The following is a 19,030-nucleotide window of genomic DNA, read 5'->3' as shown; positions in this document are numbered from 1 at the left end:
AGGAATTAGATATGGAAAAGATATTAGACGTTAAAGATTTGAGAACCTCTTTCTTCACTCATGTAGGAGAAGTAAAGGCTGTTAGAGGAGTTTCTTTTTCCTTAGCAAAAGGAGAAGCTTTAGGAATAGTTGGAGAATCTGGTTCAGGTAAAAGTGTTACCATGATGAGTATAATGAAATTGTTACAAGAGAATGGTAAAGTTGTTGGCGGAGAAGTTAACTTTGATGGTAAAAACATTAAAGATATGCCAGAGAAAGAAATGGAGAAAATTAGAGGAAATGACATAGGGATGATATTCCAAGACCCGATGACAAGTTTGAATCCAGTTTTCACTGTAGGTCAACAATTAACTGAACCATTAATTAAACATAGAAAAATATCAAAAAAAGAAGCTGAGAAGTTAGCTGTTGATATGCTAAATTTAGTTGGAATACCTTCCCCAGAACAAAGAATGAAGCAATATCCTCATGAATTCTCTGGTGGTATGAGACAAAGAGTTATGATAGCGATGGCTTTAATCTGTGATCCTAAGTTCTTAATAGCTGATGAGCCAACTACTGCTTTGGATGTAACAATTCAAGCACAAATACTTGAGCTTATGAAAAAACTTAAAAATGAATTAGGAACTGCAATTATATTAATCACTCATGATTTAGGAGTAGTTGCAGATGTATGTGATAGAATTAATGTAATGTATGGTGGAATAATAGTTGAATCTGGAGATGTTAGAGACATATTCTATAGAGCAAGACATCCATATACTTGGGGTCTTTTAGGAAGTGTTCCAAATCCAAAGGAAATTATTAGAGAAAAACTTAAACCTATAGAAGGTCAACCACCAGATTTACTTAACCCACCAGTTGGATGTCCTTTTGCAGCAAGATGTGAATATGCAATGAAGTTATGTATAGAAAAACAACCACCACTACTTAAAATTGGTGAGGGACATAGCGCAGCTTGTTGGTTAAATCATCCTGATGCACCTAAAGTTGAAGCACCTATTAAGAAGGGGGAGTAACAAATGAAAGAAAAGAAAACAATTATAGAAGTTAATGAACTAACTAAATACTTCCCTGTAAATAAAGGGATGTTTTCAAAAAAGAGCTATGTAAAAGCTGTTGATAGAGTAAGCTTTAATATAAAAGAAGGCGAAACATTAGGACTAGTTGGAGAATCAGGATGTGGTAAAACTACTACTGGAAGAACTGTTCTAAAGTTATATAAACCAACATCAGGTAATATAATATTTGAAGGGAAAGATATTACAAACCTTTCAGATTCAGAAATGTTACCATATAGAAAAAAAATGCAAATGATTTTCCAAGATCCTTATGCATCATTAAATCCAAGAATGACTGTCGGGGATATAGTTGGGGAAGCCTTAGATATTCATAACTTACTAAAAGGTAATGAAAGAATAGATAGAGTTAGAGATTTATTGAATAAAGTTGGATTGAATGGGGACCATATTAATAGATACCCACATGAGTTCTCAGGTGGTCAAAGACAAAGAATAGGAATAGCTAGAGCTCTAGCTGTTGAACCTAGCTTTATAGTTTGTGATGAACCTATATCTGCTCTTGATGTTTCTATTCAAGCGCAGGTTGTTAATATGCTTGAAGAGTTACAAGAAGAGTTAGGAATAACATATTTATTTATAGCTCATGATCTTTCTATGGTTAAACACATATCAACTCATATAGGGGTTATGTATTTAGGAAGATTAGTTGAGAAAGCTGAAAGTAACAAATTGTATGCAGAACCACTACATCCATACACTAAAGCTTTACTTTCTGCTATACCTATTCCAGATCCAGATGCTGCTAAAGCAATGCAAAGGATAGTATTAGAAGGAGACCTTCCTTCACCAATAGATCCACCATCTGGATGTAGATTTAGAACTAGATGTAGGTATGCTATGCCAAAATGTGCAGAAATAGATCCTGAATTAAAGGATGTAGGAAATGAACATTATGTGGCATGTCATCTATATTAATTAAGCGAATAATTGCAAAGCAATTATCATAAATAAAATTTAGAGGGGGAAAAAACATGAAAAATACTAAGCTTAAAAGAATTTTTGCTACAGCTTTAACAGTAGCACTAAGCTTATCTGTTCTTGCTGGTTGTGGTAAAAAAGACTCAGGTTCAACTGCAGCTGCTGAACAAATCGTAAGATATAACTTAGGTGCAAACCCTAAGACACTTGATCCTGCATTAAACTCTGCAGTGGATGGGGCTATAGTTTTAGTTAATGCTTTCGAAGGATTAATGAAACTAGATAACAATGATCAACCAGTTGCTGGAGTAGCTGAAAGCTATGAAATGAGCGCTGATGGCTTAACTTATACATTTAAGTTAAGAAAAGATGCAAAATGGTCTGATGGATCACAAGTTACTGCTGGTGATTTTGAATACGCTTGGAAAAGAGCATTAGATCCAGCTACAGCTGCTGAATATGCTTACCAAATGTATTATCTTAAAAACGGTGAGTCTTACAACACTAATGGTGGAGCTAAGAAAGATGATGTAGGAGTTAAAGCTACAGATGAATCTACACTTGTAGTTACATTAGAAAACCCAACTCCATATTTCTTATCATTAGCTGCATTCCCAACATATTTCCCAGTTAAGAAAGATGTTGTAGAAAAAGATGCTGATTGGGCTAACAAACCAGAAACTTATATCTCAAATGGTGCTTTCAAAATGAAAGAGTTTTTACCAAAAGATTCTATAACTTTTGTTAAAAATGACAACTATTATGGTAAAGCTGACGTTAAGTTAGACACAATCAAATATACACTAGTTGAAGATCAAAACTCAGCTTATGCATCATTAAAAGCTGGAGATTTAGATATGACTGATAGCGTACCTTCAGTTGAAATCGAAGCTGGAAAATCAGAAGGCATAGTTAAGACTTTCCCAAATCTTGGAACTTACTTCTATGTTATAAATGTAGGACCAAACGCTAAAAACATTAATGCTGATGCTGCAAAAGCATTATCTGATGCTAAAGTTAGAAAAGCATTAAACCTTGCTATAAACAGAAAAGACCTAGTATCAATACTTAAAGGCGGTCAAGAGCCAGCATTCTCATTTGTACCAACTGGAATAAATGTTGCAGGTGGAAAAGACTTCGCTAAAACTCAATACTTCAAACCAGAAGGCGATATGGCAGAAGCTAAGAAATTATTAGCTGAAGCTGGATATGCTGATGGAAAAGGACTTCCAACAATTGAAGTTCTATACAACTCAGGTGCTGGTCATGAGCAAGTTGCTCAAGCTGTTCAAGATATGTGGAAAACTAATCTTGGAATCAATGTAGAAATAAAAGCTCAAGAATGGGCTGTATTCCAAACTACAAGAAAACAAAAGAATTACTCAATTGCTAGACATGGTTGGTTAGGTGACTATGTTGACCCAATGACATTCTTAGATATGTGGGTTACAGGTTCAGGACAAAATGATGCTGCTTACAGCAATGCTAAATACGATGAATTAATCGGAAAAGCTAAAACTGAAACTGATGCTGCTAAGAGAGTAGAGTACATGCAAGATGCAGAAGCTCAATTAATGGAAGATATGCCAATCATACCATTATACTACTACACTCAAACTAAGGGTCTAAAACCTTATGTAAAAGACGTACACATTTCTCCATTAGGATTTGTTTACTTCCAAACTGCATTTGTTGAAGCTCACTAAGATTAATTAAAAATAGCTGTCGCAAATTATTGCGACAGCTTTTTTTTATGCTTTAGTAAAAAACAAGACTAATAGTTTTAACTACTAGTCTTGTTTTGATTAGAACTTAAGATTTAAAACATCATCCATATCATATAAGCCTGCTTCAGAAATATTACCCATATATTCACAAGCTTTTAATGCACCTACTGCAAAAACTTCTCTTGAGATGGCTTTGTGAGTTAGTTCAATAACTTCTCCAGCGCCAGCAAAAATAACTTCATGATCACCAACAATTCCGCCACCTCTAACAGCATGTATCCCGATTTCTTTATGCTCTCTTTTAGCAATTCCTTCTCTTCCATGAACAAACTTAGTTTCTTCACTGATTGATTCTTTTATAGTATCTGCTAAAAGAACAGCCGTACCAGATGGCGAGTCTAATTTCTGATTATGATGTTTTTCAACTATTTCTATGTCATAGTTATTATATAAAAATGGAGTTATTTTTCTTAATAGATTATTAATAAGGTTTATACCCACACTCATATTACCTGAGCGGAAAAGAGGAATTAAATTTGATGTTTCATCTATTAAATTCAAATCTTCTTGAGTAAAACCTGTAGAACATATTACAATAGGTTTTTTTGTTTTTTTAGAAAAGTCTAATAAACTTTTTAAAGCAGCTGCAGAAGAGAAATCTAATAGTACATCATAATCTTCAGTACATTCCTCTAAAGAGGTGAATACAGGATAATCTAGTTCATTAGATTTGAACCTATCAATTCCAGCAACAATCTTTAAAGTATTAAAGTTTAGAGCGGTAGAAGATATAACTTTACCCATTCTACCTGAACAACCATGTAATAAAACTTTAATCATAATCTTCCTCCTATTTCATTAGTTTGTATTTTAATAATACATTTATAAGTGTGTTTTTATTGATGTCTTCCATTTCATAAAGAGGAAGTCTTAAATCTCCAACATTCATATTCATTAAATTTAAAGCTGTTTTTACTGGAATAGGATTTGTTTCAATAAAAAGAGTATTAATTAATTCTAAATATTCAAGTTGAAGGTTCATTGAAGCATTAACATTACCGTCAAAATAGTTGGTACAAATGTCGTGAATTACTTTAGGGATAATATTTGATGCTACGGAAATGACACCTTTCCCCCCTAGAGATAATATAGGAACAATTTGATCATCATTTCCTGAGTAAATATCGATTTTGTCTTTTAGCTTTGAGGCAATTAGAGCAATTTGGCTTATATCACCAGATGCTTCCTTAACTGCCTTGATATTGTCAAGTTCACTTAGTGCTTCTAAAGATTTTGGAGTAATGTTCATACCTGTTCTTGATGGAACATTGTAAACAACTATTGGAATGGATACCTCATCATTTATAGCTTTAAAATGATGATAGAGTCCTTTTAGAGAAGTTTTGTTATAATAAGGATTAATTATAAGAAGACCATCTACTCCAATTGATTCAGCCCATTTACTAATGTGTATAGAAGTTTTTGTGCTGTTGGTACCTGTACCAGCTATAACTGGTATACGCCCATTTACAGTATCTACTGTGAATTTTATAGCATCTTTTTTTTCACTTTCGCTCATAGTTGATGCTTCCCCAGTAGTTCCACATATTATTATGGCATCTGTTCCTTCAGAAATCTGCCATTCTATTAGTTCTCTTAACTTATGAAAATTTACCCCTGATTCATTAAATGGAGTAACAAGAGCAACGCCTGCACCTGTAAAAATAGACATAAATTAAACCTCCGATTTTATTTTTCTTTTGATATAATTAATTCTGCTATTTGAATAGCGTTTAAAGCAGCTCCTTTTCTTATATTATCAGCAACTACCCATAAGTTTAATCCGTTGTCTATGGAGAAATCTCGTCTTATTCTTCCAACATAAACATCATCTTTGCCACTGATTTCTAAAGCCGTAGGATATTGTAACTCTCTAATATTATCATATACAGTTATTCCTGTTGAGTTGCTTAATAAAGAAAATATATCTTCTATTTCAAATTCATTTTCAAGTTCAACGTTTATACTTTCTGAATGAGAATTTAAAACAGGAACTCTTACTGTGGTTGCAGTGATTTTTAAATCTTGATTATGCATTATTTTTTTAGTTTCTTCAATCATCTTAATTTCCTCTTTAGTGTATCCATTATCTGTGAATACATCTATATGAGGAAGTACATTACCTGCTATAGGATAAGGGAATTTCTTTGGAGATTCACCTTTTAATCCATCTTCTAAATCCTTAATTCCTTGTATTCCTGCACCAGAAACTGCTTGATAGGTTGAATAAATAATTCTTTTTATTCCATATTTATCGTAAAGAGGCTTTAAAGCCACAACTGCTTGAATTGTTGAACAGTTAGGATTTGCTATTATTCCTTTGTTCCAATCTATATCTTCTGGATTTACCTCAGGTACTACTAGTGGCACCTCAGGATTCATTCTCCATGCACTTGAATTATCAATTACTACAGCTCCGTATTTAGAGAAAATTGGAGCAAACTCTAATGAAGTGTCTCCACCAGCTGAAAATAGAGCGAAGTCTATTTTTTTGCCTTTAATATTTTCTTCTCTTGTAGCTTCTACAAGGATATCTTGTCCTTTAAATTTTAATGCTTTACCCTCACTTCTTTCAGAAGCAAACAAGTAAAGTTCTTTCACTGGAAAGTTCCTCTCTTGAAGAATTTCTAAAAACTTTCTGCCTACGTTTCCAGTAGCCCCAACTATTGCCACGTTATACAAAATAATCCCCTCCTAAAAATAAATAAAATGACTTTACTAATCATTATAATCCTAATATAGAGAAAAGTATATTAAATATCAAGGTTTTTGAATAAATAATAGCAATGATATGAATAATTTTTGTCTCATAAAGAAAAAATATAAAGTGAAATACTTTTTATAGGGGGTTAATTATGAGTAAAACACCTTTGAAAAAAATAATAAAGTCAAAGATTAAAAACAATAAAGAATTAACTGATGTAGAAAAATTGAGAGAAAAACTAAAATATGAAATTGCAGAAGAACTAGGTTTAAAAGATAAGGTAGATGAATTTGGATGGGGAGGACTTACAGCAGAGGAGACAGGAAGAATAGGTGGAATTATGACAAAACGTAAAAAAACTCTTAAAATCCCAAGTAATGATGAAATATTAGGTAGAAAATAGGTTGACTTATTCAACTTAAATCTATAATATATTTTAGTAAGATTTACTGTGGGGGAACTATATTATGGAATGTTATAAAGATTTGTCTTATCTATATGATAAACTCATATATGATGATATAAATTATAAAGAAATATCAAACTACATAATTAATAAATATAAACAATATTCTAGTGATAATTTATTGTATTTGGATTTAGCTTGTGGTACAGGTAATATATCAGTTCATTTAGCTAGGTATTTTAAAGATACCTTTTTGGTAGACTTATCTGAAGATATGCTTATTGAAGCTAGTGATAAGATGAGGAAAGAAAAAATTAAGTTTAAAATTTTATGCCAAGATATGACTGAGTTAAATCTAAATAGGAAGTTTAATTTAATTACTTGCGTATTGGATTCGACTAACTATATATTAGAAAAAAATGAGTTAATAAGTTATTTTACAGGAGTATACAATCACTTAGATAATGGAGGAGTATTTATCTTTGATATTAATTCATCTTATAAAATTAAGACGATATTAGGAGATAACATATACTCTTATAATACTGAAGAGATATTTTATACTTGGGAAAACTCTCTAGAAGATGATATTGTTGATATGTATTTAACCTTTTTTGTAAAAGAGGGGGAACTATATAGAAGGTTTGAGGAACATCATACAGAAAGAGCTTATGATGAGAAGGAACTAGAGAGTATACTTAGAGATTCAGGTTTTGAGATCATGGAGAAACATGATGGATATAGTGATGAGCCTGTAAGTGAAAAAAGTGAAAGAATAGTTTATATTGTTAGAAAATAGGAGGATTAACATGGAAGATAGAATTATAAGAGCTACCGCTAAAGGTGGCATGATAAGAATAATTGCTGGAGAAACTACAAAGCTTGTTAGTGAAGGTTCAAGATTACATGAGTGTACTCCTACAGCAGCATCGGCCTTAGGAAGAATGCTTAGTGCTGGAGCCCTTATGGGAACTATGTTAAAGTCAGATAAAGAAGTATTGACAATTCAAATAAAAGGCGGTGGAGAAGCTAAAGGCGTTACTGTTACTGCATATAACGATGGCAGTGTTAAAGGATTTATTGGAAATCCTTTTGTTAATCCACTTTTAAAAGCTAATGGAAAATTAGATGTAGGTGGAGCCATAGGAACTAATGGAAATTTGACAGTTATAAAAGATTTAGGACTTAAAGATCCTTATATAGGACAAGTTCCTATAGCTACAGGAGAGATTGCAGAAGACTTATCATATTACTTTACAGTTTCAGAGCAAACTCCATCAGCAGTTGCCTTAGGAGTTCTTGTAGATGTGGATTATAGTATAAAAGCTGCTGGAGGATTTATAATTCAGATGATGCCAGGAGCAGATGAGTTTTTAGCAGATATACTTATGTATAGATTAGAAGAAACACCTTCTGTAACTACAATGATGACTCAAGGAAAAACTATAGAAGATATAATCAAATATATATTTGAAGATATGGACTTAGTTATTCACGAAACACTACATCCTAAGTACAATTGTAATTGTTCTAGAGAGCGTATGGAAAAAGCTTTAATAAGTATAGGTAGAAAAGATTTAACTGAAATATATGAAGAAGGAAAAGAAGAAGAAATTATATGTCACTTCTGTAATACTTCATATAAGTTTACTAATGAAGAGGTTGGGGAACTATTAAAGAGAATATAATCAAAAAGCCAGAAGAAAACAATACAAGCATTGTTTTCTTCTGGCTTTAATTATTTATGAAGAATAAAAAATCCTATGCTAAAATTCCTAGCATAGGATTCTAATTGGAGGCACCATCCGGATTTGAACCGGAGATAAAGGTTTTGCAGACCTCTGCCTTACCGCTTGGCTATGGCGCCATAAAAACAACTACAAAGCTATTATATGCACTTCAAATTACATTGTCAACAAAAACTATAAAAAAATAGAATAAACTTAAAAAAATATTAATATAAATTACAAAATAATCAAGAAGAAGGATGCGAGTTGGAGTTAGCAAAAATATTGATTTTATCTATAATAGGAGAGGCTATTTGGGAGACACTTAAGATGTTTTGGCAAGAAGGGAAGATATCTAAAGATAGAATAGGAGCTTTGGTTGTCTGTATAATCATTGTATGGAGTACTGATTTAGATATCATGACAACCATAGGAATTCCAGTTAAGTTTAAAGTAATAGGTATATTGTTAACTGGAATACTGATAAGCAGAGGTTCTAATTTTATTCACGATCTATTTAGTTCAGTAAATAACATAAGTAAAAAGTAAATATAAATAATAAAAGTTGGGAAAGGAAACTTATCCCAACTTTTATTTTATAACATAAAATTATATTCAACAAAAATGTTCTTTATACGTACTATATTATAGAAATTAGTATAAAGTGAAAATTGATCCTCTATCTACTAATGGTCCATTATATAAATATACTGGTTCAACTTGATGTTTTGTTAAAAACTTCTTGATTTCATTACCTTGAGGGTGAAAATCTAAATTGCCATAGAAAGCTAATTTATTTTCTTCAATTAGTCCAGTACAACCGCCTATAAAACCGTAATCCAATCCTGGAAGTTCTATATTTCCTGGATTTATGAGAAGTATGTCAAGGTCATAAGATGATAGTTTGTTATATATCCCTTTATCAGATGTAATAAGAGCTCTTTCGTTAACTATAACTGTAGAACATTTTGTATAACCTTGATTAACATTAATATTTATTTTATTTTTGGCTAAGTCTAGAAGTTTTTTATCAGAGTTATCTAAAGTATGGATAAAAAAGTTTTTCATAAACAAACAGTTTAAATGGATATTAAAAGGATAGTTAGATTTAAGAGAGTTTGTTGAATATTCAAAAGAAACATCCAAGTTATTGATTTCATCTATAAAACTTTTATCTATGTCTTTGCTTACAATTAATGAAATATCTTGTTCATTAATTAAGGTTAGTTGTATATCTGGATGTCCATTTATGGCAGGATATAAATTGGTATGTTTAGGCACCAGTATAATTTTATCAACATATTTAGATAAATTTTTATGTTCTTCTACAGAGATTCTATAGTCGACAAAAGCTAGCTTCATAATACTCACTTCCTTATTTGGTAGTCAATTAAAGAATAATATTTTTGAAGTAAATATGCAACAGTATTGTCGATAAATGAAAATTTATTTACTGTATATGCTACAAAAATTTATACATACTATATGTAAGAAGGGAGTGAAATTCATGCTTGTTCTTTCTTTAGCATATGATGGTGAAATGAATTTTATTCAAGATATACAAGAAGTTAGAGCCCTTTTTAAAGAAAAAAATATTAAAATAGGTGTTTCTGAGAGTCTAGAGGGAAATACACATTTTATAAAAGTGTTTTGCGATGAAGAAAATAATGATAAGATAAAAAGCATTGTTCATTTATATATGAGTAATATACTTTATAAATTAGTGGTAGATACCTATAAAAGTAAGGCTTTATTTGAATATTTAACAGATACTTTTTTCTTTTTAAAACATGACGAAATACTTGAAGTAGAAGATAGAATAATGAAAACCCTAAAAGGTGAAGAGATGATAAGGGATGAAAATTCTATATATTGCTGTAATAGAATCAATAATGTAGTTGAGAAAATTAGAGCTTGTATGGAAGAAAATAATAACATCAATATTAATGGATTTATAACTTTTAGAATGAAAGAAATAGCACAAGATATTGAGAGTGTTATAGATAAAATAGTTGAGAAGTATTTAGTTGAAAAAGAGTATAAAGAGTTTATAAAACTTTTAAAATATTTTGTGGATATACAAGAAAGTAAAATAGAAGAAATAAACTTAGTAATAGAAGGAGAAGGTTCATACAAGATTAGAGATGCGTATGGGAATGATATATATTATGACTTTTTAAAAGAAATAGGAGATTTGAAAGTTGGAAGTAAAGTTAATATGGAAGACGTAATTATCAGTGGGCTCATTACAAACTCTCCTAAAAGAATCATAATTCATAAACAAGAAAATTGTTCAAACAAAGAATTTATTGATACAATAGTAAATGTATTTGGAGAACGAGTATCTTATTGTGATAAATGCTCTGTATGTGTTTCAAGTAAAATAAAAATATAAACAATAAAAAACCTTGACAAAACAAAAATATCATAATATAATTTGTTAAGTAAAGAAGAAACAGCCGTTTCTCACCTTACAGCATTGCTAGTTAGGTTATTTATCCCGTAAATATTTTTGTTTGGATAAAAAGGACGGCTATCAAGTCGTCCTTTTATTGTGTTTAGGGATGTATTATCGGAGGTGAATAATATTAATAAAAATTTTGCTGTTAATGAAGAAATAAGAGATAGAGAAATTAGAGTTATTGCAGATGATGGTGAACAACTTGGCGTAATAGCTACTAAAGAAGCTCTAAGGATTGCAGAAGAAAAGGAATTGGATTTAGTTATGATATCTCCAGGAGCAAAACCTCCTGTGTGCAAAATCATGGATTATGGCAAGTACATTTACGAACAATCTAAAAAAGACAAAGAAGCAAAAAAGAAGCAAAAAGTTATTAATTTAAAAGAGATAAGAGTTAGTCCTAAAATCGAAGAACACGACGTTTTAATAAAATCTAATAACGCACGTAAGTTCTTGGAAGAAGGGGACAAAGTAAAAATTACCGTTAGATTCAGAGGAAGAGAAGCAGAATATTCACATGTAGGAAGAAAGATTTTAGATAATTTTTATTCAAGATTAGAAGACTTATGTGTGATAGAAAAAGCAGCAAAGTTAGAAGGGCGTAATATGATAATGATTTTAGCGCCTAAAAAAGCTTAACTTGAGAGGAGGATTTTATCATGCCAAAAATGAAAACTCATAGAGGTGCAGCAAAGAGATTTAGAAAGACTGGAACTGGAAAACTTAAGAGAGCTAAAGCTTTTAAAAGCCATATCTTAACTAAGAAAAGTTCAAAGAGAAAAAGAAACTTAAGAAAAGCTGCATATGTGTCAACAACACAAGAAAAAGCAATGAAGAAATTATTACCATATCTATAATAGAGTAGATCGTAGGAGGTTAAGAACATGGCAAGAGTTAAAAGAGCTGTCAATGCTCGTAAGAATCATAAGAAAGTCTTAAAACTTGCAAAAGGTTATTATGGTGGAAAAAGTAGATTATTTAGAACAGCTAATGAAACAGTTATAAGAGCATTAAGAAATGCTTACGTTGGTAGAAGATTAAAGAAGAGAGATTTTAGAAGACTTTGGATAGCAAGAATAAATGCTGCTACAAGAATAAATGGTCTTTCTTATTCAAAATTCATGAACGGAATAAAGTTAGCTGGTATTGATATAAATAGAAAAATGTTATCAGAAATCGCAATTAATGATCCTAAAGCATTTACTGAATTAGTAGAAGTTGCTAAAAGTCAAATAAATGCATAACAAAAGAATGTGACTTAGGTCGCATTTTTTTGTTATGTAGGTTTTTTAGAATTAACTTTTTGGTTTTGGAAATAATATTATTTGAGGTGCTTAAAATGTATTATAAATTAACGAGCAAGATTAAATTGAATGCTGTTCAGGTTCTTGTATTAGGTTTTTTTACAGTTATATTTATTGGAGGTATGATTTTATCACTTCCAATAAGTTCAGCAAGTGGAAACAAGACAAGTATTATAGATTCAATATTTACTGCAACAACATCTGTATGTGTAACTGGATTAGTGACGGTGGATACTGGAACTCATTGGAGCTATTTTGGAAAAACTGTAATAATGATTTTAATTGAAATTGGTGGTCTAGGGTTTATGTCTTTTGCAACTTTTGCAGCTATATTAATAGGAAAAAAGATAACATTAAAAGAAAGACTTTTGATGCAAGAAGCAATGAATACCGTTAATTTTCAAGGAATGGTTAAATTAATAAAATATATTTTTAGTTTTACATTTTTAATACAACTAATAGGAGCAATTATACTCTCAACTCAATTTATACCTGAGTATGGACTAAAAAAAGGGGCTTATTTTGGATTGTTTCATTCTGTGTCAGCCTTTTGTAATGCTGGGATTGATATAATAGGAGATTTTAAGTCTCTTACAGAATATACAAGCAATCCTGTTATTATTATGACCATTAGTTTTTTAATAATAATAGGAGGTCTTGGTTTTACTGTATGGTCTGAAATATATAATATTAGATCTCTAAAGAAATTTTCAACACATTCAAAAATGGTTGTATTAGTTACATTATCTTTGTTAATAAGTGGAACAATATTAATGTTTATATTTGAATTTAATAATCCTGGAACTATTAAGGATTTTTCACTTGGAGATAAGATATTGAATTCTTGGTTTGCAGCTGTATCACCTAGAACAGCTGGATTTAATTCCGTATCAACTTCTGATATGAGTGCTGCTGGGGAGTTTTTGACGATAATATTAATGTTTATTGGGGGATCACCAGGATCTACAGCTGGAGGTATAAAAACAACTACTTTTGGTGTGTTGGTTTTAACTTTCATATGTATCATAAGAGGAAGAGAAGATACAGAAGTATTTGGAAAAAGATTTTCTAAAGATTTAGTTTATAAAGCTTTTGCAGTTTTCTTTATTGGATTTACTATTGTAGTTGCAGGAACTATGATTTTATCAATAACAGAACCTTCAGCAGCCTTTGATTACATATTATATGAAGTTACCTCTGCTTTTGGAACTGTAGGTCTTACTATGGGGCTGACACCAAGCTTGTCATGGATGGGTAAAATAGTTATAATTATCATCATGTATATAGGTAGGGTAGGACCTATGACGGTAGCATTAGCTTTAGCAAGCGGTAAAGCAAAACGTGCTATAAAGTATCCAGAGGATAAAATTTTAATCGGGTAGAGGTGTATTATAATGAGTAATAAGCAGTTTTTGGTAATAGGACTTGGAAGATTCGGCAGTGCAGTAGCAAAAACATTATTTACAATGGGACATGATGTTTTGGCTATAGATATTGATGAAGATATAGTACAGGAGATATCAGATCATGTTACGCATGCAATTCAACTAGATGCTACTGATGAAAGTGCACTTAAAACTATTGGAATTAATAATTTTGATGTAGCTGTAGTTACAATAGGATCAAATATTCAAGCTAGCGTGATGATAACCCTTGTGCTTAAGGAATTAGGTATAAAGTTTATAGTTTGTAAGGGAGACAGTGACTTACATGCCAAGGTTTTATATAAAATAGGTGCAGATAGGGTTATTCAGCCGGAGAAAGACATGGGTACTAGAGTTGCGCATAATTTAGCGTCATCTAATATTTTAGATTATATTGAATTATCTCCAGAGTACAGCATAATTGAAATTGAAGCTCCTAGAGAGTGGTTTAATCATACTTTGAAAGAGTTGAATTTAAGAAGTAAATATGGACTTAATGTTATGGCTATTAAGCATAATAGTAAGATTAAAATTTCACTTACAGCTGAGGATGTTATTAAAGAAAATGATATAATTGTAGCTATGGGTTCTTCAGAGGAGTTATCAAGACTAGAAAGATTAATATCAAAAATTAAATAATGAGGTGCTAATATTTGATTAAAATAGAAAGCAAAGACAATGCTGTATTTAAAGATGCTAAAAAATTAAAAGCTAAAAAAGAAAGAAAAGCTAGAGGAAGTTTTTTAGTTGAAGGTTTTAGATTTTTATCAGAAGCATTTTATGGAGGCTGTAAGGTAGAATCCATATTTATAATTGAAAAAGAAATGAACAAATTATATGAATATATAAATGAAGAAAAGTTAGTTGATACCAAAGTGTATGGAATAAGTGAAAATCTGTTATCAGAATTAAGTGATACAGAAACTCCTCAAGGAGTAGTAGCAATTGTTAGTATTAATAATATAAAAAATGTAAATAATATTGATAACTTTTATATTTTATGTGATATGGTTCAAGATCCAGGAAATCTTGGTACAATAATAAGAACTTCACATGCTGCTGGAGCGTCTGGAGTTATATTAACAAAAGGGACAGTGGATCCATATAATAGTAAGACCTTAAGAGCTACCATGGGATCCATATTTCATATACCTATTATTGAAGATAATGAACTTGAGTTTATTAAAGAACTTAAAGAAAAAGGATACTCTGTTTTAGCTGCATCTTTAGAAGGAGAAAATAACTTCTTTGAAGAAGATTTAACTAATAATCTAGTTATTTGTGTAGGTAATGAAGGTAATGGACTAAGTGATTACATATACTCATTATCAGATATAAAGGTTAAGATACCTATGCCAGGAAATGCAGAATCTTTAAATGTTTCTACAGCAGCTGGAATTATGATTTATGAGAGAGTTAGACAAAAAAGCCTTATAAATAATAAAATAAGCTAAAAGTATTGTATTTTATTAAAATAATGGTTATAATTCTAAATGTAACTTTATATGGAAAGACTGTGAATGAGAAAGTAGATTTGAAAATCTTTTTAAGGGAGAGAAGGTCATAGACTGAGAGCCTTCTTATAAGAGTTCATTTTGAAGTTCCCTCAGGAGTCCTAATGGTGAAATTTTAGTAGCTGTTAGCGGGAAACCGTTATTTGAATTAAGTGAGCTTAGGCTAATTAGGGTGGTACCACGGATACCCCGTCCCTTTATTTGGGACGGGGATTTTTTATTTATTTTTAAAGATAAAGAAAGGAGATTTTAATTATGAAAGATAAGCTAATTGAAATAAAGGAAGCAGCATTATCTGAACTTAAGAACATTAATGTTTCTCAAGAGATGGAAACACTTAGAGTAAAATATCTAGGTAAAAAAGGAGAGTTAACTGGAATATTAAGAGGTATGGGAGGATTATCAGCTGAAGAAAGACCTCTTATAGGAAAACTTGCAAATGAGGTTAGAGCTGAGATTGAAGCTAAGATAGATGAGATCTTAACTGTAATTAAAGAAAAAGAAAAAAATGCAAAACTTGAAAGTGAAGTTATAGATATAACAATGCCTGGAAAGAAAGCAGTAATAGGAAAAAGACATCCGTTAGATTTAACTTTAGAATCTATGAAGGAAATTTTTATATCTATGGGATTCACTATAGAAGATGGTCCAGAAGTTGAACTTGATTATTATAACTTTGAGGCTTTAAATATACCTAAAAATCATCCAGCTAGAAGTGAACAAGATACTTTCTACATTAATGATTCTTTAGTGCTTAGAACTCAAACTTCACCAGTTCAAATAAGAGTAATGGAGAAACAAACTCCTCCAATTAAGATGATATCACCTGGTAAAGTTTATAGAAGTGATGCAGTTGATGCTACTCACTCACCAATCTTCTATCAAATGGAAGGCTTAGTTATAGATAAGGGGATTACTTTTGCAGACCTTAAGGGAACTTTAGAATTATTTGCAAAGAAGATGTTTGGAGATAAGGTTCAAACTAAGTTTAGACCTCATCACTTCCCATTTACTGAACCATCAGCTGAAATGGATGCAACTTGCTTTGTTTGTCAAGGAGAAGGATGCAGAGTATGTAAGGGTTCTGGTTGGATAGAATTACTTGGTTGTGGTATGGTTCATCCAGATGTTTTAAGGAATTGTGGAATAGACCCAGAGGTTTACAGCGGATTTGCTTTTGGATTTGGTGTAGATAGAATGGTTATGCTTAAGTATGGAATAGATGATATAAGGCTTCTATATGAAAGTGATATGAGATTTTTAAATCAATTCTAATTTAGAAAGGAGTAGTTTTAATGAAAGTACCAGTTTATTGGCTAAAGGATTATATAAATATTGATATAGATGGAAAAGAACTTGGAGATAGATTAACTTTATCAGGTTCAAAAGTTGAGGAAGTTATAGTTTCAGGTGATGAAATTAAAAATGTAGTTACAGGAAAACTAGTTAAGATAGAACCACATCCAGATGCAGAAAAGTTAGTTATATGCCAACTTGATGTAGCACAAGGAGAAGAAGTTCAAATAGTTACAGGAGCTAAAAATATGAAGGAAGGAGATGTTGTTCCAGTTGCACTTCATGGAGCAATACTTCCTAACGATTTAAAGATAAAAAAAGGTAAACTTAGAGGAGTTGTTTCTAATGGAATGATGTGCTCTGAGGAAGAACTGGGAATAGCAGGAGATAAAGAAGTTCATGGACTTATGATATTAGATCCAGCTACACCACTTGGAAAAGATATAAAAGAAGTTCTAGGGTTAAACAAAGAAACTATAGACTTTGAAATAACTTCAAATAGACCTGATTGTTTAAGTGTTATAGGTATAGCTAGAGAAACTTCTGCAACTTTAGGTAGAGATTTTTCTATGCCTAATTTATCTTATACTTCAACTAGTAACAAGAATATTGAAGATGAACTAAAAGTAACTATTAATGACTCTTTATGTAAGAGATATTTAGCAAGAGGAGTTAAAAATGTTAAGATAGCACAATCACCAGCTTGGATGCAAGAAAGACTTTTAGATGCAGGTGTTAGGCCTATAAATAACATAGTTGATATAACAAACTTCGTGATGCTTGAGCTTGGTCAACCAATGCATGCTTTTGATAAAAGACAGATATCAAGTGGTCATATTGTTATAGAAAGAGCAAAAGAGGGTGAAAAGTTCACAACTCTTGATGAGATAGAAAGAAACCTTGATAACTCTATGCTTTGTATTAAAGATGGAGAAACTACAGTAGCACTTGCTGGAATCATGGGTGGGTTAGACTCAGAAATAAAAGAAGATACTACTGAAGTTATATTCGAGTTTGCAAACTTTGATGGAACGAATATAAGAGTTAACTCTAAAAAACTTAACTTAAGGACAGAAGCATCTTCAAGATTTGAAAAAGACATAGATCCAAACCTAACATTACTTGCAGCAGATAGAGCTTGTACATTAGTACAAGAACTTGGATGTGGAGATGTTATGGAAGGAACTTTAGATGTTTATCCAGAGAAGAAAGAAAGTCATGAAATGAAAGTTTCTGTAACTTGGGTTAACAAGTTTTTAGGTACCTGTATACCTGCAGAAGATATGAAGACTTACTTAGACAGACTTGAACTAAAAACTACTGTAAGTGGAGATGACCTTGTAATTACAGTACCAACTTTTAGAATAGATGTTCATATTAAAGAAGATATAGCAGAAGAAATAGCAAGAATATATGGATACAACAAGGTACCAACAACTATAAGCACAAGTACTACAGATAGAGAACCAAAGTACAGAAAAGAAAGATTAGATGATCTTCTTATTGAAACATTATTATCTTCAGGAGTGAATCAATCAATAAGTTATTCTTTTGTATCTCCAAAGGTATTTGATGAGATTAACTTACCTAAGGATAGTGTGCTTAGAAATGCAGTTAAGATAAAGAATCCACTAGGTGAAGACTACAGTATTATGAGAACAACTACTGTACCATCAATGATGGAATCTTTAAAGAGAAACTACACTAGAAACAATGACTATGTAAGATTATTTGAAATAGGAAGAACTTATTTACCTAATGAAGATGAAAATGCACTTCCAAAAGAGAACAACATACTAACTATAGGTATGTATGGTGATTGTGACTATTTAGATCTTAAGGGTGTAGTTGAAAACATCTTAGATGCTTTAGGAATAACTAAGATATCTTTAGAAAGAGAAAAAGATAATGTTTGTTATCATCCTGGTAAAACAGCTGCTTTAATGGTTGGAAAACAAAAAGCTGGAGTATTTGGAGAAATACATCCTGACCTTTTAGATAACTATGGAATTGATACTTTAGGATATTTAGCTGAACTTAACTTAGATGTTTTATATGAAGCTTCAAATACAATAAAAGCGTATAAACCATTACCAAAGTTCCCAGCAGTGACTAGAGATATAGCAATTTTAGTTGATGATGAAGTTTTAGTTGGAGATATTGAAAGCACTATAGTAAAAGCTGGCGGAAGTTTAGTTGAAAAGGTAAGTTTATTTGATGTATACAAAGGTAAGCAAACACCAGAAGGTAAAAAGAGCATAGCTTATGCAATTGCATATAGAGATGAAAATAAAACTTTAACTGATAAAGAAGTTAACAAGGTTCATGATAAGATTTTAAGAAGCTTAGAGTACAAACTTGGAGCTCAACTTAGATAATATCGAAAAAAGACTAAACTATTGATGTA

20 protein-coding genes, 1 tRNA gene and 2 other annotated features are annotated in these 19,030 nt (G+C 31.2%); of the genes, 16 read left to right on the top strand and 5 right to left on the bottom strand.

The window, feature by feature from the left end; translation table 11 throughout:
- The first annotated feature begins 11 nt into the window (after positions 1–11).
- The 3 genes from P8F83_RS09680 to P8F83_RS09670 are packed head-to-tail and all read left to right on the top strand — an operon-like array spanning position 12 to position 3,706.
- On the top strand, positions 12–1,019 hold the full coding sequence (locus tag P8F83_RS09680) for an ABC transporter ATP-binding protein (RefSeq protein ID WP_238906591.1): 1,008 nt from the start codon (positions 12–14) through the stop codon (positions 1,017–1,019).
- A 3-nt stretch (positions 1,020–1,022) separates the two neighbouring features.
- Positions 1,023–1,997: an ABC transporter ATP-binding protein gene (locus tag P8F83_RS09675; protein ID WP_238906590.1), complete on the top strand. Its 975-nt coding sequence runs from the start codon at positions 1,023–1,025 to the stop codon at positions 1,995–1,997.
- A 56-nt stretch (positions 1,998–2,053) separates the two neighbouring features.
- Positions 2,054–3,706, top strand: coding sequence for a peptide ABC transporter substrate-binding protein (locus P8F83_RS09670; protein ID WP_238906589.1), 1,653 nt, complete (start codon positions 2,054–2,056; stop codon positions 3,704–3,706).
- A 99-nt stretch (positions 3,707–3,805) separates the two neighbouring features.
- On the opposite strand, the gene dapB is transcribed toward P8F83_RS09670, so the two are convergent.
- The 3 genes from dapB to P8F83_RS09655 are packed head-to-tail and all read right to left on the bottom strand — an operon-like array spanning position 3,806 to position 6,469.
- On the bottom strand, positions 3,806–4,567 hold the full coding sequence (gene dapB / locus P8F83_RS09665; protein ID WP_326514439.1) for a 4-hydroxy-tetrahydrodipicolinate reductase: 762 nt from the start codon (positions 4,565–4,567) through the stop codon (positions 3,806–3,808).
- Positions 4,568–4,577: 10 nt separating this feature from the next.
- The gene (dapA, locus tag P8F83_RS09660; RefSeq protein ID WP_326514438.1) at positions 4,578–5,459 is read right to left on the bottom strand and encodes a 4-hydroxy-tetrahydrodipicolinate synthase; all 882 of its coding nucleotides are present in this window, start codon (positions 5,457–5,459) and stop codon (positions 4,578–4,580) included.
- Between the two features lie 17 nt (positions 5,460–5,476).
- Positions 5,477–6,469, bottom strand: coding sequence for an aspartate-semialdehyde dehydrogenase (locus tag P8F83_RS09655; protein WP_326514437.1), 993 nt, complete (start codon positions 6,467–6,469; stop codon positions 5,477–5,479).
- Between the two features lie 173 nt (positions 6,470–6,642).
- Here P8F83_RS09655 and P8F83_RS09650 point away from each other — a divergent pair, with 173 nt between their 5' ends.
- The 3 genes from P8F83_RS09650 (at position 6,643) to hslO (ending at position 8,585) form a co-directional block, all read left to right on the top strand.
- Positions 6,643–6,894 (top strand): alpha/beta-type small acid-soluble spore protein, encoded by a 252-nt coding sequence (locus P8F83_RS09650; RefSeq protein WP_073019855.1) that lies wholly within the window; start codon positions 6,643–6,645, stop codon positions 6,892–6,894.
- Between the two features lie 64 nt (positions 6,895–6,958).
- Positions 6,959–7,696, top strand: a complete 738-nt coding sequence (locus P8F83_RS09645) for a class I SAM-dependent DNA methyltransferase (protein ID WP_326514436.1) — start codon at positions 6,959–6,961, stop codon at positions 7,694–7,696.
- 10 nt (positions 7,697–7,706) lie between these two features.
- Positions 7,707–8,585, top strand: a complete 879-nt coding sequence (hslO, locus tag P8F83_RS09640) for an Hsp33 family molecular chaperone HslO (protein ID WP_326514435.1) — start codon at positions 7,707–7,709, stop codon at positions 8,583–8,585.
- Positions 8,586–8,690: 105 nt separating this feature from the next.
- Here the strand turns inward: hslO and P8F83_RS09635 are convergent.
- Positions 8,691–8,764 (bottom strand) — tRNA-Cys (locus tag P8F83_RS09635).
- Between the two features lie 127 nt (positions 8,765–8,891).
- On the opposite strand from P8F83_RS09635, the gene P8F83_RS09630 reads away from it, so the two are divergent.
- A complete protein-coding gene (locus tag P8F83_RS09630) occupies positions 8,892–9,173 on the top strand; it encodes a hypothetical protein (RefSeq protein WP_326514434.1) in 282 nt (93 codons plus the stop codon).
- Positions 9,174–9,278: 105 nt separating this feature from the next.
- On the opposite strand, the gene P8F83_RS09625 is transcribed toward P8F83_RS09630, so the two are convergent.
- Positions 9,279–9,986: a DUF6873 family GME fold protein gene (locus P8F83_RS09625; protein ID WP_326514433.1), complete on the bottom strand. Its 708-nt coding sequence runs from the start codon at positions 9,984–9,986 to the stop codon at positions 9,279–9,281.
- A 145-nt stretch (positions 9,987–10,131) separates the two neighbouring features.
- On the opposite strand from P8F83_RS09625, the gene ytxC reads away from it, so the two are divergent.
- The 9 genes from ytxC to pheT all read left to right on the top strand — a co-directional run bounded on the left by ytxC (position 10,132) and on the right by pheT (position 19,001).
- Entirely contained in the window at positions 10,132–11,019 is an 888-nt protein-coding gene (gene ytxC, locus P8F83_RS09620; RefSeq protein WP_326514432.1) for a putative sporulation protein YtxC, read from the top strand.
- A 46-nt stretch (positions 11,020–11,065) separates the two neighbouring features.
- Positions 11,066–11,183 (top strand) — a sequence feature (ribosomal protein L20 leader region).
- A 19-nt stretch (positions 11,184–11,202) separates the two neighbouring features.
- Positions 11,203–11,724, top strand: a complete 522-nt coding sequence (infC, locus tag P8F83_RS09615; protein ID WP_238906580.1) for a translation initiation factor IF-3 — start codon at positions 11,203–11,205, stop codon at positions 11,722–11,724.
- A gap of 20 nt (positions 11,725–11,744) precedes the next feature.
- Entirely contained in the window at positions 11,745–11,942 is a 198-nt protein-coding gene (gene rpmI / locus P8F83_RS09610) for a 50S ribosomal protein L35 (protein WP_073019840.1), read from the top strand.
- A gap of 27 nt (positions 11,943–11,969) precedes the next feature.
- On the top strand, positions 11,970–12,329 hold the full coding sequence (rplT, locus tag P8F83_RS09605) for a 50S ribosomal protein L20 (protein ID WP_021801393.1): 360 nt from the start codon (positions 11,970–11,972) through the stop codon (positions 12,327–12,329).
- A 95-nt stretch (positions 12,330–12,424) separates the two neighbouring features.
- The gene (locus P8F83_RS09600; protein WP_326514431.1) at positions 12,425–13,771 is read left to right on the top strand and encodes a TrkH family potassium uptake protein; all 1,347 of its coding nucleotides are present in this window, start codon (positions 12,425–12,427) and stop codon (positions 13,769–13,771) included.
- A 12-nt stretch (positions 13,772–13,783) separates the two neighbouring features.
- The gene (locus tag P8F83_RS09595; RefSeq protein ID WP_326514430.1) at positions 13,784–14,452 is read left to right on the top strand and encodes a potassium channel family protein; all 669 of its coding nucleotides are present in this window, start codon (positions 13,784–13,786) and stop codon (positions 14,450–14,452) included.
- Between the two features lie 14 nt (positions 14,453–14,466).
- Positions 14,467–15,267: a TrmH family RNA methyltransferase gene (locus P8F83_RS09590; protein WP_326514429.1), complete on the top strand. Its 801-nt coding sequence runs from the start codon at positions 14,467–14,469 to the stop codon at positions 15,265–15,267.
- 53 nt (positions 15,268–15,320) lie between these two features.
- Positions 15,321–15,527: a binding site (T-box leader), on the top strand.
- Positions 15,528–15,582: 55 nt separating this feature from the next.
- Positions 15,583–16,602 carry a phenylalanine--tRNA ligase subunit alpha gene (pheS, locus tag P8F83_RS09585; protein WP_073019833.1) on the top strand — a complete coding sequence of 340 codons (1,020 nt, stop codon included), beginning with the start codon at positions 15,583–15,585 and terminating at the stop codon, positions 16,600–16,602.
- 20 nt (positions 16,603–16,622) lie between these two features.
- The gene (gene pheT, locus P8F83_RS09580) at positions 16,623–19,001 is read left to right on the top strand and encodes a phenylalanine--tRNA ligase subunit beta (RefSeq protein ID WP_326514428.1); all 2,379 of its coding nucleotides are present in this window, start codon (positions 16,623–16,625) and stop codon (positions 18,999–19,001) included.
- Positions 19,002–19,030: the final 29 nt, after the last annotated feature.

Origin of the sequence: Clostridium intestinale, assembly GCF_035905475.1 — a bacterium.
GTDB classification, from domain to species: Bacteria; Bacillota; Clostridia; order Clostridiales; family Clostridiaceae; genus Clostridium_T; species Clostridium_T intestinale.
The sequence above is the reverse complement of the archived record's forward strand: the minus strand, read 5'-3'. Positions and strand labels throughout refer to the sequence as shown.